This is a genomic window from Vibrio sp. S234-5 (assembly GCF_000960595.1).
In the GTDB taxonomy this organism is placed as follows: Bacteria; Pseudomonadota; Gammaproteobacteria; order Enterobacterales; family Vibrionaceae; genus Vibrio.
In genome coordinates, this window is record NZ_JZAM01000237.1 from 236,452 (window position 1) to 258,744 (window position 22,293).

Genomic DNA, 22,293 nt, shown 5'->3' on the forward strand with positions numbered 1-22,293 from the left:
TGTTTTTCAAAGTTTTCATTAAGGTAAATAGCGATTTGGATTCACCGACTTACCTTGGTAGCGGATTTCAAAGTGCAAGCGTACAGATTTGGCGCCAGAGCTACCCATGGTAGCAATTTTTTGCCCGGCTGTGACACTCTGTCCTTCCGTTACTAGCAACCGATCGTTGTGAGCGTAAGCGCTTAAGTAGTTATCATTATGTTTCACGATAATCAGATTACCGTATCCACGCAGCGCATTACCTGAATAAACTACGACTCCTGCTGCGGTTGAGACTATCGATTGACCTCGCTGTCCTGCAATATCAATCCCTTTGTTTCCTTGTTCTCCCGCAGAGAAATTCTTGATAACTCTCCCTTTTGTTGGCCACAACCACTTGGCTATTTTGTCATTATCTGGTTGGGCTGGTTTGGCTGTTGGTATAACATTTTCTTTACCTTTAGGCTCAACATACTCCTTTGATTTGGATTGTTCAACCTTCCCAGATGAATCTTTTTTAACCACTTCAAGCGGCTTTTGCTCGCTTTTTTCGATAGAGTTTTTACTCGATTTTAACGTTTCAGGAGGAGAAACTGGCACGCTTTTCGTTGGGACAACCGGCGCAGAAACTATAACTGGTGCAGCTTCGGCCAGATTGCCAAATGTGGGGGCAACGTATGCAGGCCCCCATAGTTTGAGTTTTTGCCCTGGGAAGATGGTGTACGGCGGAGAAAGGTTGTTGTAACGGATGAGATCATTTACATCTTTATTTGTGACATAAGAAATGAAATAGAGCGTGTCCCCTTTTTCCACTTCATAGTAGCTGCCTCGATAGCTGCCGCGCTCTACGGATGAGTAGTCTTTCTCTAACCCCGAAACGGGTGCAGGCGAGTGTGCTGCGCAGCCAACTAACTGCACCGCACCAAGTAAACTAACTAATTGAAATGTCCTAAAAAGGCTCACACTCACTCGCTACCCCTACGCCAGTTCGCCAGCGACTAAGGGAACAAAGTTGACGCTTTCAATCACGCTAGAGGTAATTTGATCATCACGGCGTTCAATGCACAGAAGCTGCTGCTCTTCGGTACCCACGGGGATCACCAGTCGCCCCCCTTCTGCTAATTGCTCTATTAAGGCATGTGGCACATTTTCCGCTGCCGCCGTAACAATAATGGCATCAAATGGGCCTTTACTTTCCCAACCCTGCCAGCCATCACCATGTTTGGTGGAGATATTATAGATATCCAACTGCTTAAGTCGGCGCTTCGCTTCCCATTGCAGCGCTTTAATTCGCTCAACGGAGTAGACATGATCCACCAGTAACGCCAGCACGGCGGTTTGATAACCCGAGCCCGTTCCGATCTCCAGCACTTTACTGCCCCTTTTTAGGCGTAAAAGCTCGGTCATTTTTGCCACAATGTACGGCTGAGAAATGGTCTGGCCTTGGCCAATCGGCAATGCGTTGTTGTCATAGGCCTGATGCATCATTGCCTGAGAGACAAAATTTTCCCTTGGGATACGATGAATCGCCTCTAATACCGCTTGATCTTGGATACCTTGGGCAACAAGAAAATGCACCAAACGACCTGCGTGTGGATTACTCATGGCTTGCATCCTTTAACCAATCGTCCATCGCCCGTAGCGACTCATGCGCGGTCAGATCCACTTGCAAAGGCGTAATGGACACGACACCGTACTCAATCGCAAAGAAATCCGTACCCATCCCAGCATCTTGCTCTTTCCCTGGAGGGCCGAGCCAATAAATCGTGTGACCGCGAGGATCTTGTTGTTTAATCATATTTTCAGCATGATGACGAGCGCCTAATCGGGTGACTTCCATTTGTTGCAACTGGTCAAATGGCCGATCAGGAATGTTGACGTTCAACAGACGATTGGTTGGAATGGGGCAAGTTAAATGTTGCTCAACCAACTGACGCGCGATTTTAGCCGCGCTGGAAAAATGGTGCTTGCCGACCAGAGAAAAAGCGATGGACTGAACACCGAGAAAATGTCCCTCCATTGCCGCTGCCACAGTGCCAGAATAGAGCACATCATCGCCTAGATTGGCACCGTGATTGATCCCGCTCAGCACCAGATCCGGCAAATCATCTTTTAGCAACTCATTGAGCGCAAAGTGTACGCAATCGGTCGGTGTGCCCTGAACAGAATAAACATCGTCACCAATGCGATTAACACGTAATGGTTGCTCTAACGTCAAAGAGTTTGACGCACCAGAACGGTTTCTATCTGGAGCCACAACAATCACTTGTGCTATCTCACGCAATTCATCGGCTAACGCGTTAATCCCTTCGGCAAACACGCCATCGTCATTGCTTAATAGAATCCGTAACGGTTTATTCTGCTTTTCATCCATCATTATTGGTACTCTCTTTCGAACGCTATTTCCTGCACTAATTCCCGCACAATCGAAGTCGCAAAGGAGCCTGCATCCAGTGCAAAACGTAGCGTTATCTCATCTCCAACCACTGACCAAGTGAGGTTTTGTGGTTTCAAGCTTATAGCACGTCGATCATGGCGCATGCGATTGCCGCCAATCAACGCCATCAAATCCGTTTCTTCATCCAGTATCGGCTGCTCTAGTGCCAGCGCCGAAGCTTGTGTGGGCAGTGCGTTGTCGCCCGCTAGGGCCGCACTAATCATCACCTCTCCACGTTCAAAACGCGCTTGAGCCAGAGGCAAAGTCGCTGCATCGATCGTTTCTTGCCCCGCTTGAGACAAGACAACATCCCCTTCGATCACTTGGTCAAAGATCCCTTGCTGCAAGCGAGCGGAGACGATGCGATTGAAAATCCAAGAACGTGCTGTCGATAAGTACATGCTGCGTTTATTTTGGTTGCGAGTGCGCACATTTTCTCGCCCCCAGCGGCGAGCCTCATCAAGATTATTGCCATCGCGACCAAAGCGCTGGCTACCAAAATAGTTTGGTACACCAACCTGTTGGATTCGCTCTAGGCGGCGTTCTACGTCCGCCACATCCGTCACCTCGCTTAAGGTCACCACAAACTCATTGCCGAGCAAATCGCCCGGGCGAAGTTTCTTATTGTGACGAGTCACGGCCAAAATTTCGATGCTCGGATACTGAGCGAGAAAGGCCGCAAAGTTGGGAATGCCGCCAGTAGGCAGATGCACACTCAACCATTGCTCTGTCACGGCGTGGCGATCTTTAAGGCCGGCCCAACTGACATTTTGCGATAGCACCCCGCATACTTTTGCCAACTCATTGGCGACAAAACTGGTGTTTTCCCCCGTTTTTCGGATATGCACCATCAGATGCTCACCTTCACCGGTGAAGGAAAAACCCAAATCCTCTTTGACTTGAAAGTGCTCAGGTTTGGCTTTGATTTTGGCTTGTGCCGTCGGCTTACCCGCGAGGTATGCCAAAGAAGAGAGGATATCTGTCATGCTTTTTTCCACTGCCATGCAGCTTGTAAACGATTTATTCTTTAATCAACAATACAACGGCTTCCGTTGCAATGCCTTCTTTACGTCCGGTGAAACCTAAACGTTCAGTGGTTGTCGCCTTTACATTAATATTGCCAACCTCGGTTTGCAGATCCTCTGCAATTGCTTGGCACATGGCCTCAATGTAAGGCGCCATTTTCGGCGCTTGGGCGATAATAGTGATGTCAGCATTGCCCAGACGATAGCCTTGTTCTTTCACCCGACGATAAACATCTTTCAACAATTCACGGCTGTCGGCACCTTTCCATTGATCATCGGTATCAGGGAAATGACGACCAATGTCGCCGGCGGCAATCGCGCCAAGCAAGGCATCACTGAGTGCGTGCAGGGCCACATCCCCATCCGAATGCGCGATCAACCCTTGTTCATAAGGCACTGTAACCCCGCCAATAATCACGGGGCCTTCTCCACCAAATTTGTGCACATCAAAACCATGGCCAATTCGAATCATTGTTTATCCTTCTGCTCGGCTTAAATAGAATTCCGCTAACGCCAGATCTTCTGGCTGAGTAATTTTAATATTGGTCGCTTTACCGGGAATTAAGGCGGGTTGTAGCCCTTGCCACTCCAACGCAGAGGCTTCATCGGTGATGGCCACATTATGGGCTAGTGCCTGCTCAAGCGCGACGGCCAACGTCTGAGTTTGAAACATTTGCGGCGTTAATGCGTGCCAAAGGGCATCACGAGAGACCGTATGGTCAATGTCCCGCTCTACGTTAGCGCGCTTCATCGTGTCACGCACTGGTGTGGCCAAAATTCCGCCAACTGGATGAACCAAGCAAGCGCTGATCAAGGCATCGATATCGCCAAGCGAAACACAAGGCCTCGCCGCGTCATGCACTAAAACCCATTTTGCATCTAGGTGCGTTTGAACATATTTAAGGCCAGAAAGCACCGAATCCGCGCGCTCTTTACCGCCACTGACTCGGATCACTTGCGGCGAGTTTGCTATCGGCAACTGGGCAAAATAAGGGTCATCATCGCTGATCGCCACCACCACCTTCGCGATCAACGGATGCGCTAGCAGCTTATTCAAGGTGTGTTCCAACACGGTGCGCTCACCGATGGATAAGTATTGCTTGGGACGATCGGCTTGCATCCTACTGCCCACTCCGGCAGCAGGAACTATCGCGACTAAAGATAGAGTCTTTTTCGGCATCTTATTGATTTTCCTCACCGACAAGACGGTAGAAGGTTTCTCCTTCTTTCACCATGCCGAGTTCATGTCTGGCGCGTTCTTCAATCGCATCCAACCCCTGTTTGAGATCATCAATTTCTGCATACATTTCGCTATTACGCGACTGCAACTTGCTGTTCACTTGTTGCTGAACCTCGATATCACGCTCGGTGGCGTAATAATCCGACACGCCGTTTTTACCAAACCAGAGTGTGTATTGCAGCAGCGCAAATAGCAGTGTCAAAACTAAAATAAACAGACGCATGAGTGATTTTACTTGTGGCCTATCAGGGGAAAGAGTTATGAAGCCCTTTTTATAGCACAATTAGCGGGTTGGCTCTATAGAGGGTTAGTGCAACAAGGGGAGCGCGCTCACCATAAGTTTTCCTCTAGATAAAAAAACACCCCGCAAACGCAGGGTGTTTTTAAAGCTTCAATCTAAGCGATTAGAATTAAGCTTGACCTTTAACTTCTTTAAGACCGTTGAAAGGTGCACGCTCACCTAGCGCTTCCTCGATACGGATCAGTTGGTTGTACTTAGCAACACGGTCAGAACGGCTCATAGAACCTGTCTTGATTTGACCTGCTGCAGTACCTACCGCTAGGTCAGCGATAGTTGCGTCTTCAGTTTCGCCAGAACGGTGAGAGATTACTGCTGTGTAACCTGCGTCTTTAGCCATCTTGATTGCAGCTAGAGTCTCAGTTAGAGAACCGATTTGGTTGAACTTGATCAGGATAGAGTTGGCGATGCCTTTCTCGATACCTTCTTTCAGGATCTTAGTGTTCGTTACGAACAGGTCGTCACCAACGATCTGGATTTTCTTGCCCAGTTTCTCAGTTTGGTATGCGAAACCTTCCCAGTCAGACTCGTCTAGACCGTCTTCGATAGAAACGATTGGGAACTTCTCAGTCAGCTCTTCTAGGAAGTCAGAGAAACCGTTAGAAGTGAAGATACGACCTTCGCCTTTCAGGTTGTACTCTTTCTTCTCTGCATCGTAAAACTCAGACGCTGCACAGTCCATCGCTAGAGTGATGTCAGTACCTAGAGTGTAACCTGCTGCTGCTACTGCTTCAGCAATAACTTCTAGCGCTTCAGCGTTAGATTTTAGGTTAGGAGCGAAACCACCTTCGTCACCAACAGCGGTGTTGTAACCTTTAGATTTCAGAACTTTCGCTAGGTTGTGGAATACTTCCGCGCCCATGCGAACGGCTTCTTTCAGAGTTTTCGCGCCAACTGGCTGGATCATGAACTCTTGGATGTCAACGTTGTTGTCTGCGTGCTCACCACCGTTGATGATGTTCATCATTGGTAGAGGCATAGAGAATTGACCCGCAGTGCCGTTTAGCTCAGCGATGTGCTCGTATAGAGGCATGCCTTTTGATGCAGCCGCCGCTTTCGCGTTTGCTAGAGAAACCGCTAGGATTGCGTTTGCGCCAAAGTTAGATTTGTTTTCAGTACCGTCTAGGTCGATCATGATTTGGTCAACAGTAGCTTGGTCTTTTGCATCTTTGCCAACCAGAGCATCTGCGATTGGGCCGTTTACTGCAGCAAGAGCTTTCAGTACGCCTTTACCTAGGAAACGAGCTTTGTCGCCGTCACGTAGTTCAAGCGCTTCGCGAGAACCAGTAGATGCGCCAGATGGAGCCGCAGCCATACCTACGAAACCGCCTTCTAGGTGTACTTCAGCTTCAACAGTAGGGTTACCACGTGAGTCGATGATTTCACGACCTAGAACTTTAACGATCTTAGACATTAATGTTTCCTCTCGTTTAAATATAAATGTCAAATTTAAAGGGCCGCCGCACAACCTTCGCGACCGCCCGTATCCTTTTACTTCAGTTCGCCGCGCGCATTTTCACCCGCTGCTTTGACAAAGCCAGAGAACAGTGGATGCCCGTCACGTGGCGTTGAGGTGAACTCTGGGTGGAACTGAGCCGCAACAAACCATGGATGGTTCGGGTTCTCGATCATCTCAACCAGTTTCTTGTCCGCTGACAGGCCAGAGACTTTTAGGCCCGCTTTTTCAATTTGTGGACGAAGATTATTATTCACTTCATAACGGTGGCGGTGACGTTCATGGATCGTATCGCTACCGTACAATTCGCGCGCTTTCGTGCCTTTCGCTAGGTGACATAGCTGCGAACCTAGACGCATAGTACCACCAAGATTTGATGATTCAGTGCGTTCTTCAACGTTACCTTCACTATCAACCCATTCAGTGATCAAACCAACCACAGGGTACTTGGTGTCTTTATTAAATTCTGTTGAGTGTGCTCCCTCCATACCCGCAACGTTGCGCGCGTATTCAATCAGAGCAACTTGCATACCCAAGCAAATACCTAGGTAAGGAACTTTGTTCTCACGAGCGTATTTCGCTGCTAGAATCTTGCCTTCAATGCCACGATCACCGAAGCCACCAGGAACAAGAATGGCGTCCAGTCCCTGTAGAACTTCAAAACCTTTGGTCTCTACGTCCTGTGAGTCTACATATTTAATGTTAACGCTCAAGCGGTTTTTCAGACCTGCATGTTTAAGCGCTTCGTTCACCGATTTATACGCATCTGGCAGTTCGATGTATTTGCCTACCATGCCGATGGTGACTTCACCGGTTGGGTTCGCTTCTTCGTAAATCACTTGTTCCCACTCAGACAGATCCGCGTCTGGCGCTTGGATACCAAAACGGGCACAGACCAGATCATCCAAACCTTGTGATTTGATCAACTGAGGAATTTTGTAGATAGAATCCACGTCCTTCATAGAAATGACGGCTTTTTCTGGCACGTTACAGAACAGCGCGATCTTCTTACGCTCGTTGGCGGGGACAATTCGGTCAGAGCGACAAACGAGAATGTCTGGTTGAATACCGATAGACAGCAGCTCTTTTACTGAGTGTTGAGTTGGCTTGGTTTTCACTTCACCCGCCGCCGCTAGGTAAGGCACCAGAGTCAGGTGCATGAACATGGCACGCTCACGGCCAATTTCAACCGCTAGCTGACGGATAGCTTCCATAAATGGCAGCGACTCAATATCACCCACGGTACCGCCGATCTCAACGATAGCCACATCGTGACCTTCAGCGCCTGCAATAACGCGGTCTTTAATCGAGTTGGTGATATGAGGAATAACCTGAATGGTGGCACCTAGGTAGTCACCACGACGCTCTTTCGCCAGAACGTCTGAGTAAACACGACCTGCAGTGAAGTTGTTGCGCTTAGTCATCTTAGTGCGGATGAAGCGCTCGTAGTGACCAAGGTCTAGGTCAGTTTCAGCGCCATCTTCCGTAACGAATACTTCACCGTGTTGAGTTGGGCTCATGGTGCCTGGGTCAACGTTGATGTATGGATCAAGCTTCATGATGGTCACTTTAAGACCACGTGCTTCTAAGATCGCTGCTAGGGATGCTGCTGCAATACCTTTACCTAGAGAGGATACAACCCCGCCAGTAACAAAAATGTAATTTGTCGTCATGTTTAACCTGAAATTGGTTGAATGAGGGAAATGGATTTCTTCTGGACGGGACGAAAATATACCAGAAGACCCTAACCGCCACAACGTGAAATCTATCACACGCCAATTTTTTATTTTTTGCTTCAAATCAAAGTGAACTAACAGCAATCAAGCCTGTGGCAAATTAGTTGAGCCCTTTTTTTGCCACTTTATCTGCTGATGTTTAGCCCTTCTCTTGGGCTTTGACCTGATCCCAAAACCCGTCCAATTCTTGCAAACTGCACGCGCTCAGTGTTTTGCCACACGCAGAGACTCTCTGCTCGACACCGCGAAATCGGCGAATAAACTTGAGGTTGGCTTTGGCCAGAGCCACTTCAGGGTTAACCGAAAGATGGCGGGCCAGATTGACCGTCGCAAACAGTAAGTCACCTAATTCCAACTCCACTTTGTCCGCTTGCGCATCCACTTGCAGCGCCTCTTCCATCACTTCATCCACTTCCTCGCGCACCTTGTCTACCACCGGGCCAAGTGAGTCCCAATCAAAACCGGAGCGCGCACACTTTTTCTGAATCTTTGTGGCACGTAATAATGCCGGAAGCGAAGTTGGTATTGAGTCTAGAATACTTTCTTCACTTTTGCCTGCTAAGGCTTTCTCTTTTACTTTTTCGGCTTCCCAGTTGGCATTGAGCTCCGCTTCATCCGTAAATTCCTGCTCAGCAAACACGTGCGGGTGGCGACGCGTGAGTTTCTCATTGACCGTTTCCACCACCTGTGAAAAGTCAAACAGCCCCTGTTCTTTAGCGATCTGGCTGTAAAAAATCACCTGAAACAGTAAATCGCCAAGCTCCTCTTTGAGATTGGGCCAATCTTGCTTGTGAATCGCATCCACCACTTCATAGGTTTCTTCGATAGTGTGAGGCACCACGCTGTCAAACGTTTGTTTAAGATCCCACGGGCAGCCATTTTCAGGGTCGCGCAGCTTGGCCATGATCTGTTCTAACTGCTGAATTGGATGAGTCATTTTGCTTCCTTTGTAGACAATTCGTTTTGTAAAAAATGCGTTTGTAAAAAAGGCGAGTAGTCTGCACCACTCGCCTCTCATTTAAACGATTTGCGATCAGCAGAGTCGTTTGACTGACATCACATCGCGCACTTGCTCGACCCGCTTCATGATGCGGTTGAGCACTTCGATGTTAGACACCTCAAGCTCAAAGTCCATCACATTCAGATGAGTGCGATAGTCCATTCGACTCTTCATGCTGATCACTTTAATTTTCTCGTTCGCCAGCATGGTGGTGATGTCTTTCAACAGGCCACTGCGCTCCATCGCTTCCACACGCACCGTCAGCATGTAGGAACCGACCACACCACGTCCCCAAACGGTATCTATGATCCGCTCTGGTGCGTGATGGCGCAATTCGTCCAACTGTTCACAATCGCTGCGGTGCACCGAGATGCCACGACCTTGGGTGATGTAACCGCAGATCTCATCGCCCGGGATCGGTTGGCAACAGCGCGCGAGGTGGGTCATCAGGTTATCCACACCCTCGACCACCACAGCATCTTTGCGCGGGCGACTTGGCGATGCGCCTTTGCTTTCCGCTTCCTGCAGTTTTTCTAGCGCTTGTTTGTCTTCTTCTTCCGCGGTCGGTTTATTCACCAAGGCATTGATATGGTTGACGATCTGGTTGATACGCAAATCACCACTGCCGACCCCAACATACAGCTCGTCCGACGTATTCATGTTGAAACGCTTGAGCGCGTATTGCTCCGCATCTTTCAGCGTGGCGCCAATCTTCGCCAACTCGTGCTCTAAAATCTCGCGCCCCGCTTCGAGGTTTTTCTCGCGGCTTTGTTTACGGAACCACGCGTTGATCTTGGCGCGTGCACGCCCCGAGGTAACAAACCCCAGCGATGGGTTGAGCCAATCACGCGAAGGATTCGGCTCCTTCTGGGTGATGATTTCGACCTGATCGCCCATGTGCAGTTTGTGGGTAAACGGTACGATGCGCCCGGCGACTTTGGCACCAATACAGCGATGGCCAACTTCGGAGTGAATATGATAGGCGAAATCGAGCGGCGTCGCTCCCATCGGTAAATCGACCACATCACCACGCGGAGTAAAGGCGTAGACACGATCATCAAACACCTGACTGCGCAGTTCATCGAGCATCTCACCCGAATCGGACATCTCTTCCTGCCAATCCAGCAGTTTACGTAGCCAAGTGATTTTCTCATCATAGCCGCTGCGGGCGCTGCTGCCTTCTTTGTATTTCCAGTGCGCCGCAACCCCAAGTTCAGACTCTTCATGCATCTGCTTGGTACGGATCTGGATTTCGATGGTTTTCCCTTCTGGGCCCAAGATCACCGTGTGGATCGACTGATAGCCGTTGGGTTTAGGGTTGGCGACGTAATCGTCAAACTCGCTCGGCAAATGTTTGTACTTGGTGTGCACCACACCGAGCGCGGCATAACAATCTTGCAGTTTGTCGGCAATGATGCGCACGGCGCGCACATCAAACAGCTCATCAAAGGCGAGCCCCTTCTTCTGCATTTTGCGCCAGATGCTGTAAATGTGTTTCGGTCGCCCACTGACTTCGGCTTTGATGCCGCACGTTTTCATCTCTAAAGAGAGATCTTCGACGAAATCCTTGATGTACTGCTCGCGAACGATGCGTCGCTCCGCCAGTTGCTTGGCGATCTGTTTGTAGGTGTCTGGCTGCTGGTAACGGAAGGCGTAATCTTCGATTTCCCACTTGAGCTGACCAATCCCCAAACGGTTCGCCAGCGGCGCATAGATATTGGCACACTCTTTTGCCGCCGCGCGGCGCACGTCGTCCGGCGCTTGTTTGACTTCAATCAGGTTGCAAATCCGCTCTGCGAGTTTAATCACTACGCAGCGAAAATCATCCACCATGGCCAACAACATGCGGCGGACGTTGTCCACCTGAGCTGAGCCCGCACTGCCTTCCAACGTGATGTTCAACTGACCAATGGCGGCCATTTCATCCACGCCATCAATCAGCTTAATGATCTCTTTGCTGTACTCTTCTTCCAGCGCTTCACGGGCAAAAGCACCACTTGAAACCAAAGGAAACAGCTGTGCGGCCACCAGCGTCGCTTTATCCATCGACAAGGTGACCAAGATCTCGATCATCTCGCGTCCACGCCACAACAGCAGCTCTGCCTGTTCATGGTCAGCCAAAATGGTCTGGCAGTGACGATACACTTCAATCAAGCGAGTGGAGATGTTGTTATCCTGTTTCAAGCTGGCAACCCAGCTTTCCAATTCAAACTGCTCTTTTGGGTTCAAATGTGCGCTTCTTACCGCAACCATCTTGTCATCCTAATTATTCTTTGTTCGTTTCGACTAACTGCATCCGGGTTAGTTCGCTTTGCTTCGCCTGAGTGATGACATTTTGCACTGAGTTACTTCTCAAACAGTGCCATCGACTCAAGGTGACTGGTATGTGGAAACATATCCAGCATCGCCAATTTGGTTAAGGTATAGCCCTGCGTAAGCAGGCTCTGACTGTCCCTTGCAAGGGTAGCAGGATTACACGAAACATAAACCACTCTTTTCGCACCCAATACGGATACCTGATCGATGATGCCGCTTGCACCAGCTCGAGCGGGATCGAGTAGAATTTTGTCAAACTGCTCGCTTGCCCAAGGTTGGCCGATAAAATCCGCCTCAAGATTAGCGTGAAAAAATTGCGCGTTATTGATCTGGTTCAACGCCGCGTTCTCGGCGGCATTGTTGACCATTTGTGCGACCCCTTCCACTCCGATGACTTGCTTGGCTTTGCTCGCCAAAGGCAAGCTGAAATTACCAAGGCCGCAGAAGAGATCCAGCACGCGCTCATCGGCTTGTAGCTCAAGCCATTCCAATGCTTGCGCGACCATTTTCTGGTTGATATGCGGGTTGACCTGAATAAAGTTGTTCGGCGCAAAAGGGACCTTGACTCCGCATTCCTGATAGTAAGGCTGCTCGCCAACGATGCGATCAAGCTGGTCACTTTCCGGCATGAGATAAAGTGTTAGCGCATGTTTCGTTGCAAACTGCACCAGCGCGTTTTCATCTTGCTCGGCCAACTTCGCCGTGTGACGCAGTGCCACCACCACGCCATTATCGGCCGCGACCAGTTCAACATGGCCCAAAGTTTCCGGTTTATCAAAGCCACTCAGTAGCACTTTCAGTTCAGGCAAAATCTGGTTGAGCGGCGCGGCCAATACTGGGCAAGCAGTGAGGTTCTCAATCTGCTTACTCTGTTTGCGGCGAAAGCCAAATTGCAGTTGGCGCGTTTTCTTATCCAGCATCAGGCTAAAGCGAGCACGGCGGCGATAACCTTGGTCAGGCCCGGTCACGACGGGGGCGAGTTCGATTTCTCGTCCGGCGAATTTTTTCATCAATTGCAGCAACGCCGCCTGTTTGTATTCCAACTGCGCCGGATAGTTGAGATGCTGCATGTCGCAGCCACCGCATTGGCCATAGTGCGGACAAAAAGGCTCGATTCGCTGCTCACTGGCTTGCAGCACTTTAATCAGCTTGCCACGGGCGAATTTACTCTTCTCTTCCACCAGTTGCGTCACCACGGTTTCCCCCGGCAACGTTCCTTCAATAAACAGCGGTTTTTGCTTGAGATAGGCGATACCCGCGCCTTGGTTGTCCAGCCTTTCAATCTGCACTTGCAGATGCTTGAAATCCGGTTGCGTTTTCTTTTTCGGTTGGAAAAAACGTGCCATGCTCTAATGCCTGAAATAAATTGCTCAAATTTGTCCTCACAGCGTCACTATTCTTTAGCGCCGCCGTTGTACCCACAGGATGATCTGATTATGCTTGTGCGATGATTCGATTGGGTCACTTCGCTTTTTGTGACGCCTATTTTCCCATATCCCGACCTTGATGTAATTAGATAACATGACCAGATATGGCTTACGTGCCCGCGTAATTACGCTGACTCTCGCTCCGACCTTAATCATAGGTCTATTGCTCAGCAGTTTTTTCTCTTTTAATCGATATCGGGATCTGGAACGTCAGGTGATCACCACCGGTAACAGCATCATTGAGCCTTTGGCGATTGCCAGCGAGCCTCATCTTTTGAGCGAAAGCCGTGAAGCGGTGCGCCGCTTGATCAGTTACGCCCATCGCAAAAACTCTGAGCTGGTGCGCAGTATCGCCGTATTTGATAGCCATCATGAGCTGTTTGTTACCTCGAACTTTCACCCCAATTTCGAATCACTGACGTTTCCCAAAGACAAGCCGATTCCGCTGCTGGGCGATTCTGAGCTGCACGACACTACTATGATCCTGCGAGTGCCGATCCTTTCCGAAGGGCACTATCTCAGCAACTTAGTCGAACCCGAGCAAGCCACTCGCGCGGTCGGTTATATCGCGGTCGAGATGGATCTCTCGTCGCTGCGCTTACAGCAATACCAAGAAGTCTTCTCCGCCTTTTTAGTGTTAATACTTGGCCTTGGTCTGGCTAGCGTGTTCGCCTCGCGCCTGATGCAAGATGTTACCCAGCCGATTACCCATATGAAAAACGTGGTGGATCGCATCCGCCGCGGCCAGTTGGACATTCGCATCGAAGGCAAAATGCATGGTGAACTGGATTCACTGAAAAACGGCATTAACGCCATGGCGGTGTCGCTCTCGGAATACCATGTTGAGATGCAGCACAGCATCGACCAAGCAACCTCCGATTTGCGCGAAACGCTTGAACAGCTGGAAATTCAGAACGTCGAACTGGATATTGCCAAAAAACGCGCCCAAGAAGCGGCGCGGGTAAAATCGGAATTTTTGGCTAACATGTCTCACGAGCTGCGCACTCCACTCAATGGTGTGATCGGCTTTACTCGTCAGATGCTCAAAACTCAGTTGACCAACAGCCAGACCGATTATCTGCAAACCATTGAAAAATCGGCCAACAACCTACTCAACATCATCAACGACATTCTCGATTTCTCTAAACTGGAAGCGGGCAAGTTGGCGCTGGAAAACATTCCGTTCGACTTCCGAGAGAGCTTGGAAGAGGTGATCAGCTTGCAAGCCACCAGCGCCCACGAAAAAGGGTTGGAGATCACCTTAAAAGTGGATCCGAAAATTCCTCCCGGTCTGGTGGGTGACCCGCTGCGTATTCAGCAAGTACTGACCAACTTAGTCGGCAACTCGATTAAGTTCACCGAAAAAGGCAACATTGATGTCAGCGTCGAAATGCGCGCCCAAGCAGGCGATGCGGTCGATCTGCAATTTATGGTGCGAGACACTGGCATCGGCATCTCAGAGCGCCAACAAGCGCAGCTCTTCCAAGCCTTTAGCCAAGCAGACGCGAGCATTTCACGTCGCTACGGCGGTACTGGGTTAGGTCTGGTTATCACGCAAAAACTGGTCAGCCAAATGGGCGGGGAAATCAGCCTCACCAGCCGTCTGCACCAAGGCTCAACCTTCTGGTTCACTCTGCGTTTGCACTCAACGCAAATGCCAATGAGTGACCTGCTCGAATCAGAGTATCTGCAAGGCAAAGAGCTATTATTGATTGAACCCAACATGCAGGCGGCGGCAGTCACGCAACAACTATTGGCGCAAGAAGGCATTCACGTGGTCTACCGCTCGACCTTGCCAGAGGAGAGCAAAACCTACGATTTCGTTCTGCTCAACTTGGCCGCCAATCAAAGCTACGACTTGCACACCATCGAAAACTGGCTTAGCCGCGCACTGCAACTTTCCGCCAACACGGTGCTCGGCATCCCTAGTACCGAACTGGCGCTGGCCGATCAACTGCTGGGGCATTTTGATGTGCAGTGTTTGACCAAACCGCTGTGCCGTCGAAAACTGCTGCAAAGCCTGATCGCCACGCAAACCGCTCAACCAGAACTTGAGCAAAGTCAGCCGGTACTGCAAGAGGATAAAGCCGCGCTCACCGTACTCGCCGTGGACGATAACCCAGCCAACCTCAAACTGATCACCGCCCTTTTAGCCGAGCGTGTGACGCACGTCGTGGCGTGCAGTTCCGGGCAAGAAGCGGTCGAGTTAGCGAGCAAAACGCCATTTGATCTGATCTTTATGGATATCCAGATGCCACAAATGGATGGGGTCACGGCTTGTAAGCAGATCAAAGAAGGAGAGCTTAATCGCCAAACTCCGGTGATTGCCGTCACCGCACATGCCATGAGCGGAGAGCGAGATCGCCTGCTCAAGGCGGGAATGGATGACTATCTGACCAAACCAATCGAAGAGCACATCTTGCAGCAGGTTCTTGTGCATTGGAATCCCAACACTTGTGATCAACAACTCAACAAAATCGGCCCTTGCTATGCCGAAGTCGACCAAGAACCAACGACAACGTCTCAAACAGAGCACAAAGCGGACGTGATTATTGATTGGCAGGCGGCGTTGAAACAGTCCGCCAACAAAGAAGACCTCGCCAAAGACATGCTCAGAATGCTGACCGAGTTTATTCCCGATGTTGAACTGGTGGTCGAACAGGCACTGGACGACAGCCAGTATCCGCGAGATGAGTTAATTCATGTCATCCACAAATTGCATGGCAGCAGCTCTTACTGCGGTGTGCCACGCCTGAAATCACTGTGCGCTACGCTAGAACACGCATTGCGTTCGGGGGTTGAGTTGGCCGAACTTGAGCCTGAATTGTTCGAGTTGCAAGATGAGATGGCCAAAGTCACCGCCACTGCGCAGTTTTATCTCAATTAGAGTGACACTCGTCTTTGAAAAGCAAGATAAAAGATGAGCGGAAGGAAAACTTCCGCTCACGATAAGCCACTACGATTCGAAGATCACGGTCGCCACCGCATAGTGGCGCTCATCGGAAATCGACAAATGGCTATGGACAACCTGTCTCTGCTCAGCGAGCTGTAACGCTTTACCGGAAAGATGCAAACAAGGCTTACCATGCTCATCATTACTGACGGTGAAATCATGAAAGGTCACACCATGAGCAATGCCCGTGCCTAAGGCTTTGGATGCCGCCTCTTTCGCCGCAAAGCGTTTGGCAAGAAAGCGCCCTTGCTGCTTCGTCGAGTGGAACACCGCCAGTTCGGATTGGCTTAGAATGCGCTCGGCAAACGCTTCGCCGCTGCGAGCGAGTGCTTTTTCCACCCGCTCGATTTCAGCAATGTCAGTGCCAAGCCCCACAATCGCCATCTTACTTACGCGCCGCAACCATGATCGCTTTCATATCCGCGACCGCTTTTTCTAGCCCGTCAAACACCGCACGACCAATGATGGCATGGCCGATGTTCAACTCGTAGATCTCTGGTAACGCGGCGATCGGTGCCACATTGTGGTAAGTGAGGCCGTGACCGGCGTTCACTGTGATGCCTAAATCGGCAGCATAGCTGGCGCCAGCGGCGATTTTCTTCAGCTCGTTGAGCCGATCCGCTTCGGTTTCTGCGTCGGCATAGTGACCGGTGTGCAACTCAATAAACGGCGCGCCACAAGCTTTCGCCGCATCAATTTGTTCACGGTCGGCATCGATAAACAGTGACACTTTAATGCCCGCGTCAGTCAGTTTTTGCGTCGCCGCTTTGACTTTCTCCAGATGACCAGCCACATCCAAACCGCCTTCGGTTGTCAGCTCTTCACGCTTTTCAGGCACCAAACAGACGTATTCCGGTTTGGTTTGCAGGGCAATTTCCACCATCTCGTCGGTGACGGCCATTTCCAGATTCATTCGCGTCTGGATGGTTTCGCTCAAAATACGCACGTCGCGATCAGTAATATGGCGGCGATCTTCACGTAGGTGAACGGTGATGCCGTCTGCGCCAGCGCGCTCGGCAATTTCTGCGGCGTGGACAGGATCAGGGTACTTGGTCCCACGGGCATTACGCAACGTTGCAACGTGATCGATGTTAACACCCAGATAAATTGAGCTCATTTTTCAATACTCCTTGCTCGGGGAATTCGTGTCTGTATGAACAATTCCCGACTTTTTAAAGGTTTGCCGCCAAGATACGGCTTTAAGGCCATACGTGTAAAGCGTTTTGCCGCTTTAAGTTGCTCTCGGGTGACAAAGCGCCGCTCACTAATCGCAATCAGTTCATTGCCGTAAAAAGTCAGATTATCCATACGTACAGAGGCAATAAACCCTTTTTGCTCACGGTAGCGGTAAGTCATGTCGGGATCGACCGGTTCACCGCTGCCTGCGCAGTGTAAAAAATCCACGCCATAGCCCATCGCCGACAGCAGCGCCAGTTCAAAGCGGCGCAAAGCGGGTTCCGGATTGTCGTTTTGCGCCAACTCAGTTAACGCAAATAGATAATCATGAAACAACCCCGGCATCGCCACTTCCGCCGCCAAAACACGTCCAAGCAGCTCGTTAACGTACATGGCCGAATACAGGGTGATCCCCGACAGCGGTAAGCCAAGGCTGATCGGCTCGGCTTGGCGCAGAGTTTTCATTGACCCTTTACCTGACCATTTGAGCAACAGCGGGGTAAAAGGCTGCAGTGCCCCTTTGAGATTGGAACGCTTGCTACGCGCCCCTTTTGATAAAATAGTCAGCCGACCATACTCCTCGCTAAAAACGTCGAGGATCAGGCTCGATTCGCTGTAAGGGCGACGATGCAAAATAAAGCAGCGTTGTAAGCCGTCACTTGGGTTCATTATGCGACTGTTTCATCCATAAAAATAAGGAGCCAGTTGGCTCCCTACGGTCATGATTGCGGAGCGATACGTTCGCTTGTCCAATCACAGATCATCAATGTATCCGAGCGAGCGCAGTGCGCGTTCATCGTCTGCCCAACCGGATTTCACTTTCACCCACGTTTCTAGGTAGACTTTGCGGCCAAACAGCTCTTCCATATCCAGACGCGCTTCGCGGCCAATGGTTTTGATCTTCTCGCCACCTTTCCCGATCACCATCTTCTTCTGACCACTGCGCTCAACCAAGATCAGCGCATTGATATGAAAACCATCGGTTTCTGGGTTGTAGTCAAAGCGTTCGATTTCCACCGTGACCGAGTATGGCAGCTCTTCGCCCGTAAAACGCATCAGCTTTTCACGCACAATTTCAGACGCCATAAAACGCTGCGAGCGATCGGTAACATACTCTTCAGGGAAGTGGTGTACCGCTTTAGGGAGATGCTCACGCACGTGCTTGCGCAGCACGTCAATGTTCTTACCATGCTTGGCCGAAATGGGCACCACGTCGACGAAGTCCATCTTCTTCGACATCTCCATCATGTGCAGCATCACTTCATTGCGATCTTGCACGTTATCCACTTTGTTCACGCACAGCACGACAGGGAAATTGGCTTTTTGTAGCTTGGTCAGCACCATCTCATCATCAGCAGTCCAGTTGGTACCGTCAACCAAGAAAAACACCAGATTGACATCGCTCAGTGACGAGTTAGCGGCGCGGTTCATCAAACGGTTGATGGCGCGCTTTTCTTCAATGTGCAGCCCCGGAGTGTCAACGTAGATGGCTTGGTAATCGCCTTGCGTGTCCACGCCCATAATACGGTGACGCGTGGTTTGCGGCTTACGTGAGGTAATGGAAATCTTCTGCCCTAAGATCTTGTTGAGCAGGGTCGATTTCCCTACGTTAGGACGACCAACGATGGCGATAAAACCACAATGTTGATTCTCAGGTGAAGAAGGTTGTTGCTTCTCTTCTGACGCGAAAAACGCGTCGATATCGAATTCGTTATCAGCCATTGGTTAACTGCTCCAGAGCCGTTTCAGCAGCCGCTTGTTCTGCCTTGCGGCGGCTGGTACCTTTTCCGATCACAGGTTTGTCCATACCCGCGACATCACACTCAACCGTGAATTCTTGGTTGTGTGCTTCACCTTTAATATTAGTCACTGTGTAGATCGGCAGCGGTTTTCTTCTGCCTTGCAAAAACTCCTGCAAACGGGTTTTTGGGTCTTTCTGTGATACGCCAGGCTTGATGGCTTCCAGACGAGCGTTGTACCAGCTTAAGACGATGCCACGCACCACTTCCAGATCGCTATCTAGATAAATGGCACCAATAATGGCTTCGACCGCATCAGCCAGAATCGAGTCGCGACGAAAACCGCCACTCTTCAACTCACCTGGACCTAATTTTAAGTAATCTCCCAGACCAAACTCTCGGCCCAGCTCTGCCAATGTGTTTCCGCGTACTAAGGTCGCACGCATGCGGCTCATATCCCCTTCATTCACTTTAGGAAAGCGGTGATAGAGTTCATCAGCGATGACAAAACTTAAAATTGAATCGCCCAGAAACTCAAGACGTTCATTGTGTTTACCATTGGCACTGCGGTGAGTCAGCGCCAGATTGATCAGCTCAGCATCGTTAAATTGATAGCCGAGCCTCTTACTTAGTTGATCAATAGGAGAATTCATACTCTCTCGATAGTCATTTATGTTAGTGAATGCCGCCGATGCGGTTAAAACGCACTCCGGTTGGGATCCATGATGGCAAGAAACTGTCGGTGCTGCGATCAAACTCAAAGCTGATCCAGATAGCGACGGCTTTACCCACCAAGTTAGCTTCTGGCACAAAGCCCCAGAATCGGCTGTCAGCACTGTTATCGCGGTTGTCGCCCATGACAAAATAGTGCCCTTGTGGAACGACCCACTCGTTTACGCCACTACGAGGACGGTAAGCACTGATGCGATCGCTGCGCGTGGTATCAATCAGAATGCGGTGTTTCACTTCGCCCAAGGTTTCATCCAACTGCATGAGTGGAATGCCACCTTGCGAGAATTCGCTCTCAACCACATTGTTGCGCGCCACCAATTTGCACTCATTCTGCCCTTTCGCCTGAATACAAAGTTCTTTGTTTCTGTCGTAGCGCACTGTATCACCCGGTAAACCGACGACACGTTTGATGTAATCGATGTTCGGTGAAGGCGGATATTTAAATACCACAATATCACCGCGCTCCGGTTTGCCCATTTCGACCAACTGGGTGCGCCATACCGGATCTTTCAAGCCGTAAGCGTATTTTTCCACCAAGATGAAATCGCCGACCAGCAAGGTTGGCATCATAGAGCCCGATGGGATTTGAAACGGCTCATAGATAAAAGAGCGCAGAATCAGTACAAAGCCGATCACTGGAAAAATCGAGACGCCATTTTCAATCCACCAAGGCTGCATTTTCGCTTTTGCCAGTGTCGCTGCATCCAGACCGGAGTTGGTTTGCGCTTCAATTTCCGCCACTTTCTGTTGACGTTGTTTGCTCCAAACCAGCTTTTCTAGTACCCAAATGACGCCAGTCACTAGAGTGGCGATAACCAGGAGATGTGAAAATATCGTCGCCATTGACTTCCCTTATCTAAAAAATACGAAAGTGAAAGGGCGAGAACCCTTTCACTTGTTGAGTTTCTATCGTCGTATGACCGATGTCAGGCGGATAAAGTTCAAGGAAATTAATCTTTACCCACGTGCAGAATCGCAAGGAACGCTTCTTGCGGCAGTTCGACGTTACCAATCTGCTTCATGCGTTTCTTACCTTCTTTCTGCTTCTTCAACAGTTTTTTCTTACGGCTAACGTCACCACCGTAACATTTCGCCAATACGTTCTTACGCAGTTGCTTCACGGTTGAACGGGCGATAATGTGGTTGCCGATGGCCGCTTGAATCGCGATATCAAACATTTGGCGAGGAATAAACTCTTTCATTTTCTCAACCAACTGACGACCACGAGTCTGCGATTGATCTTTATGGGTGATGATCGCTAGTGCGTCTACTTTGTCACCGTTGAGCAGAACGTCTACGCGCACCATGTCTGACGTTTCAAAGCGTTGGAAACCGTAATCAAGCGAGGCGTAACCACGTGAGGTCGATTTCAAACGGTCGAAGAAATCCAGTACCACTTCAGCCATTGGAATGTCGTAGGTTAGCGCCACTTGGTTGCCGTGGTAAACCATGTCAACCTGCGTACCACGCTTCTCAATACACAAGGTAATCACGTTACCGAGGTAGTCTGCTGGCACAAGAATGTTACAACGCGCGATCGGCTCACGAATCTCATCAATATCGTTAATTGCTGGCAGTTTCGCTGGGCTATCGACATAGATGGTTTCTTTGTTGGTTTTCAGAACTTCATAAACTACGGTCGGCGCTGTGGTGATCAGGTCAAGATCGTATTCACGCTCAAGACGCTCTTGGATGATCTCCATGTGCAGCATGCCAAGGAAGCCACAACGGAAACCAAAGCCAAGTGCCGCTGATGTTTCTGGCTCATAGAACAGAGAAGCGTCGTTGAGGCTCAATTTACCAAGTGCGTCACGAAACGCTTCATAGTCGTCAGAAGCAACAGGGAACAGGCCTGCATACACCTGTGGTTTGACTTTCTTAAAGCCCGGTAGCGGTTTTTCTGCACCGTTTTTCGCCAGCGTCAAGGTATCGCCCACTGGCGCGCCAAGAATGTCTTTAATACCACAAACCACCCAACCTACTTCGCCCGTATTGAGTTCAGTGGTATCGATTTGTTTTGGTGTAAAGATGCCAAGGCGATCCACGCCCCACACCTGACCCGTGCTCATCACTTTGATCTTGTCGTTCTTCTTCAAATGGCCGTGTTTGATTCGCACCAGCGATACCACACCAAGATAGTTGTCAAACCAAGAATCGATGATCAGAGCTTGCAGCGGCGCCTCTGGGTTGCCTTCTGGGGCAGGAATGGCAGAAACAATCTTCTCGAGCACGTCGTCGACGCCCAAACCCGTCTTGGCAGAACAACGAACCGCATCAATGGCATCAATACCAACGATGTCTTCGATCTCTTCCGCCACACGCTCAGGTTCGGCCGCTGGTAGGTCAATTTTGTTCAGAATTGGCACGACTTCCAAATCCATTTCGATCGCGGTGTAACAGTTCGCAAGCGTCTGAGCTTCTACCCCTTGACCAGCATCTACCACCAGCAGAGCGCCTTCACAAGCCGCTAACGAGCGCGATACTTCGTAAGAGAAGTCCACGTGCCCTGGGGTATCGATAAAGTTGAGCTGGTAGGTTTCACCATCTTTAGCTTGGTAGTCGAGTGTCACACTCTGCGCTTTAATGGTGATACCACGCTCACGTTCAAGTTCCATTGAGTCTAGAACTTGCTCTGCCATTTCACGGTCGCTCAATCCACCACAAACTTGGATTAAACGGTCTGATAGGGTCGATTTACCGTGGTCGATATGGGCGATAATCGAAAAGTTACGAATGTGCTTCATAGATTTGGGGTGACTAAACTCTTTAATTCTGGGAC

At 50.0% G+C, this 22,293-nt stretch carries 20 protein-coding genes; 1 reads left to right on the forward strand and 19 read right to left on the reverse strand.

All coding sequences use genetic code 11. The features are described from left to right. Positions 1-18 precede the first annotated feature (18 nt). The 12 genes from UF06_RS15480 to rlmD all read right to left on the reverse strand — a co-directional run bounded on the left by UF06_RS15480 (position 19) and on the right by rlmD (position 12,833). The gene (locus tag UF06_RS15480) at positions 19-942 is read right to left on the reverse strand and encodes a peptidoglycan DD-metalloendopeptidase family protein (protein ID WP_045571227.1); all 924 of its coding nucleotides are present in this window, start codon (positions 940-942) and stop codon (positions 19-21) included. A 15-nt stretch (positions 943-957) separates the two neighbouring features. Next, on the reverse strand, positions 958-1,584 hold the full coding sequence (locus tag UF06_RS15485) for a protein-L-isoaspartate(D-aspartate) O-methyltransferase (protein WP_045571228.1): 627 nt from the start codon (positions 1,582-1,584) through the stop codon (positions 958-960). After that, positions 1,577-2,353: a 5'/3'-nucleotidase SurE gene (gene surE, locus UF06_RS15490; RefSeq protein WP_045571277.1), complete on the reverse strand. Its 777-nt coding sequence runs from the start codon at positions 2,351-2,353 to the stop codon at positions 1,577-1,579. Before surE ends, UF06_RS15485 begins: the two co-directional genes overlap by 8 nt. A gap of 2 nt (positions 2,354-2,355) precedes the next feature. Beyond that, positions 2,356-3,402, reverse strand: coding sequence for a tRNA pseudouridine(13) synthase TruD (gene truD, locus UF06_RS15495; RefSeq protein ID WP_045571278.1), 1,047 nt, complete (start codon positions 3,400-3,402; stop codon positions 2,356-2,358). Between the two features lie 34 nt (positions 3,403-3,436). After that, complete coding sequence (ispF, locus tag UF06_RS15500; RefSeq protein ID WP_045571229.1) at positions 3,437-3,913, reverse strand: 2-C-methyl-D-erythritol 2,4-cyclodiphosphate synthase; 477 nt, start codon at positions 3,911-3,913, stop codon at positions 3,437-3,439. Between the two features lie 3 nt (positions 3,914-3,916). Beyond that, on the reverse strand, positions 3,917-4,621 hold the full coding sequence (gene ispD / locus UF06_RS15505; RefSeq protein WP_045571230.1) for a 2-C-methyl-D-erythritol 4-phosphate cytidylyltransferase: 705 nt from the start codon (positions 4,619-4,621) through the stop codon (positions 3,917-3,919). Between the two features lies 1 nt (position 4,622). Continuing rightward, complete coding sequence (ftsB, locus tag UF06_RS15510; RefSeq protein WP_039430478.1) at positions 4,623-4,904, reverse strand: cell division protein FtsB; 282 nt, start codon at positions 4,902-4,904, stop codon at positions 4,623-4,625. 187 nt (positions 4,905-5,091) lie between these two features. Then, entirely contained in the window at positions 5,092-6,393 is a 1,302-nt protein-coding gene (gene eno / locus UF06_RS15515; RefSeq protein ID WP_045571231.1) for a phosphopyruvate hydratase, read from the reverse strand. A 77-nt stretch (positions 6,394-6,470) separates the two neighbouring features. Further along, positions 6,471-8,108 (reverse strand): CTP synthase, encoded by a 1,638-nt coding sequence (locus UF06_RS15520; RefSeq protein ID WP_045571232.1) that lies wholly within the window; start codon positions 8,106-8,108, stop codon positions 6,471-6,473. Between the two features lie 202 nt (positions 8,109-8,310). Beyond that, positions 8,311-9,108, reverse strand: coding sequence for a nucleoside triphosphate pyrophosphohydrolase (mazG, locus tag UF06_RS15525; protein ID WP_045571233.1), 798 nt, complete (start codon positions 9,106-9,108; stop codon positions 8,311-8,313). A 96-nt stretch (positions 9,109-9,204) separates the two neighbouring features. Further along, positions 9,205-11,424 (reverse strand): GTP diphosphokinase, encoded by a 2,220-nt coding sequence (gene relA, locus UF06_RS15530; RefSeq protein ID WP_045571234.1) that lies wholly within the window; start codon positions 11,422-11,424, stop codon positions 9,205-9,207. A gap of 92 nt (positions 11,425-11,516) precedes the next feature. Next, positions 11,517-12,833 carry a 23S rRNA (uracil(1939)-C(5))-methyltransferase RlmD gene (gene rlmD, locus UF06_RS15535; RefSeq protein WP_045571235.1) on the reverse strand — a complete coding sequence of 439 codons (1,317 nt, stop codon included), beginning with the start codon at positions 12,831-12,833 and terminating at the stop codon, positions 11,517-11,519. A 175-nt stretch (positions 12,834-13,008) separates the two neighbouring features. On the opposite strand from rlmD, the gene barA reads away from it, so the two are divergent. Further along, the gene (gene barA, locus UF06_RS15540) at positions 13,009-15,801 is read left to right on the forward strand and encodes a two-component sensor histidine kinase BarA (RefSeq protein ID WP_045571236.1); all 2,793 of its coding nucleotides are present in this window, start codon (positions 13,009-13,011) and stop codon (positions 15,799-15,801) included. A 69-nt stretch (positions 15,802-15,870) separates the two neighbouring features. Here the strand turns inward: barA and acpS are convergent, their stop codons facing one another. The 7 genes from acpS to lepA form a co-directional block, all read right to left on the reverse strand. Then, the gene (acpS, locus tag UF06_RS15545) at positions 15,871-16,251 is read right to left on the reverse strand and encodes a holo-ACP synthase (RefSeq protein ID WP_039430485.1); all 381 of its coding nucleotides are present in this window, start codon (positions 16,249-16,251) and stop codon (positions 15,871-15,873) included. Between the two features lies 1 nt (position 16,252). Next, entirely contained in the window at positions 16,253-16,984 is a 732-nt protein-coding gene (gene pdxJ / locus UF06_RS15550) for a pyridoxine 5'-phosphate synthase (protein ID WP_045571237.1), read from the reverse strand. Continuing rightward, positions 16,981-17,712, reverse strand: coding sequence for a DNA repair protein RecO (recO, locus tag UF06_RS15555; RefSeq protein WP_045571238.1), 732 nt, complete (start codon positions 17,710-17,712; stop codon positions 16,981-16,983). The genes pdxJ and recO overlap by 4 nt, the downstream gene beginning before the upstream one ends. An 84-nt stretch (positions 17,713-17,796) precedes the next feature. Further along, positions 17,797-18,765 carry a GTPase Era gene (era, locus tag UF06_RS15560; protein ID WP_045571239.1) on the reverse strand — a complete coding sequence of 323 codons (969 nt, stop codon included), beginning with the start codon at positions 18,763-18,765 and terminating at the stop codon, positions 17,797-17,799. Beyond that, on the reverse strand, positions 18,758-19,435 hold the full coding sequence (gene rnc / locus UF06_RS15565; RefSeq protein ID WP_045571240.1) for a ribonuclease III: 678 nt from the start codon (positions 19,433-19,435) through the stop codon (positions 18,758-18,760). The genes era and rnc overlap by 8 nt, the downstream gene beginning before the upstream one ends. Before the next feature lie 22 nt (positions 19,436-19,457). Then, on the reverse strand, positions 19,458-20,357 hold the full coding sequence (lepB, locus tag UF06_RS15570; RefSeq protein WP_045571241.1) for a signal peptidase I: 900 nt from the start codon (positions 20,355-20,357) through the stop codon (positions 19,458-19,460). 107 nt (positions 20,358-20,464) lie between these two features. Then, the gene (gene lepA, locus UF06_RS15575) at positions 20,465-22,258 is read right to left on the reverse strand and encodes a translation elongation factor 4 (protein WP_045571242.1); all 1,794 of its coding nucleotides are present in this window, start codon (positions 22,256-22,258) and stop codon (positions 20,465-20,467) included. Positions 22,259-22,293 lie beyond the last annotated feature (35 nt).

What these genes read in the sequence shown, in the direction of transcription:
- mazG (WP_045571233.1), bottom strand. Translation starts at nt 9,108, where the DNA reads ATGACTCATCCAATTCAGCAGTTAGAACAGATCATGGCCAAGCTGCGC.
- lepA (WP_045571242.1), bottom strand. Translation starts at nt 22,258, where the DNA reads ATGAAGCACATTCGTAACTTTTCGATTATCGCCCATATCGACCACGGT.
- ftsB (WP_039430478.1), bottom strand. Translation starts at nt 4,904, where the DNA reads ATGCGTCTGTTTATTTTAGTTTTGACACTGCTATTTGCGCTGCTGCAA.
- UF06_RS15485 (WP_045571228.1), bottom strand. Translation starts at nt 1,584, where the DNA reads ATGAGTAATCCACACGCAGGTCGTTTGGTGCATTTTCTTGTTGCCCAA.
- rlmD (WP_045571235.1), bottom strand. Translation starts at nt 12,833, where the DNA reads ATGGCACGTTTTTTCCAACCGAAAAAGAAAACGCAACCGGATTTCAAG.
- barA (WP_045571236.1), top strand. Translation starts at nt 13,009, where the DNA reads ATGACCAGATATGGCTTACGTGCCCGCGTAATTACGCTGACTCTCGCT.
- rnc (WP_045571240.1), bottom strand. Translation starts at nt 19,435, where the DNA reads ATGAATTCTCCTATTGATCAACTAAGTAAGAGGCTCGGCTATCAATTT.
- era (WP_045571239.1), bottom strand. Translation starts at nt 18,765, where the DNA reads ATGGCTGATAACGAATTCGATATCGACGCGTTTTTCGCGTCAGAAGAG.
- surE (WP_045571277.1), bottom strand. Translation starts at nt 2,353, where the DNA reads ATGGATGAAAAGCAGAATAAACCGTTACGGATTCTATTAAGCAATGAC.
- acpS (WP_039430485.1), bottom strand. Translation starts at nt 16,251, where the DNA reads ATGGCGATTGTGGGGCTTGGCACTGACATTGCTGAAATCGAGCGGGTG.
- UF06_RS15520 (WP_045571232.1), bottom strand. Translation starts at nt 8,108, where the DNA reads ATGACGACAAATTACATTTTTGTTACTGGCGGGGTTGTATCCTCTCTA.
- relA (WP_045571234.1), bottom strand. Translation starts at nt 11,424, where the DNA reads ATGGTTGCGGTAAGAAGCGCACATTTGAACCCAAAAGAGCAGTTTGAA.
- lepB (WP_045571241.1), bottom strand. Translation starts at nt 20,357, where the DNA reads ATGGCGACGATATTTTCACATCTCCTGGTTATCGCCACTCTAGTGACT.
- truD (WP_045571278.1), bottom strand. Translation starts at nt 3,402, where the DNA reads ATGACAGATATCCTCTCTTCTTTGGCATACCTCGCGGGTAAGCCGACG.
- recO (WP_045571238.1), bottom strand. Translation starts at nt 17,712, where the DNA reads ATGAACCCAAGTGACGGCTTACAACGCTGCTTTATTTTGCATCGTCGC.
- pdxJ (WP_045571237.1), bottom strand. Translation starts at nt 16,984, where the DNA reads ATGAGCTCAATTTATCTGGGTGTTAACATCGATCACGTTGCAACGTTG.
- eno (WP_045571231.1), bottom strand. Translation starts at nt 6,393, where the DNA reads ATGTCTAAGATCGTTAAAGTTCTAGGTCGTGAAATCATCGACTCACGT.
- ispF (WP_045571229.1), bottom strand. Translation starts at nt 3,913, where the DNA reads ATGATTCGAATTGGCCATGGTTTTGATGTGCACAAATTTGGTGGAGAA.
- ispD (WP_045571230.1), bottom strand. Translation starts at nt 4,621, where the DNA reads ATGCCGAAAAAGACTCTATCTTTAGTCGCGATAGTTCCTGCTGCCGGA.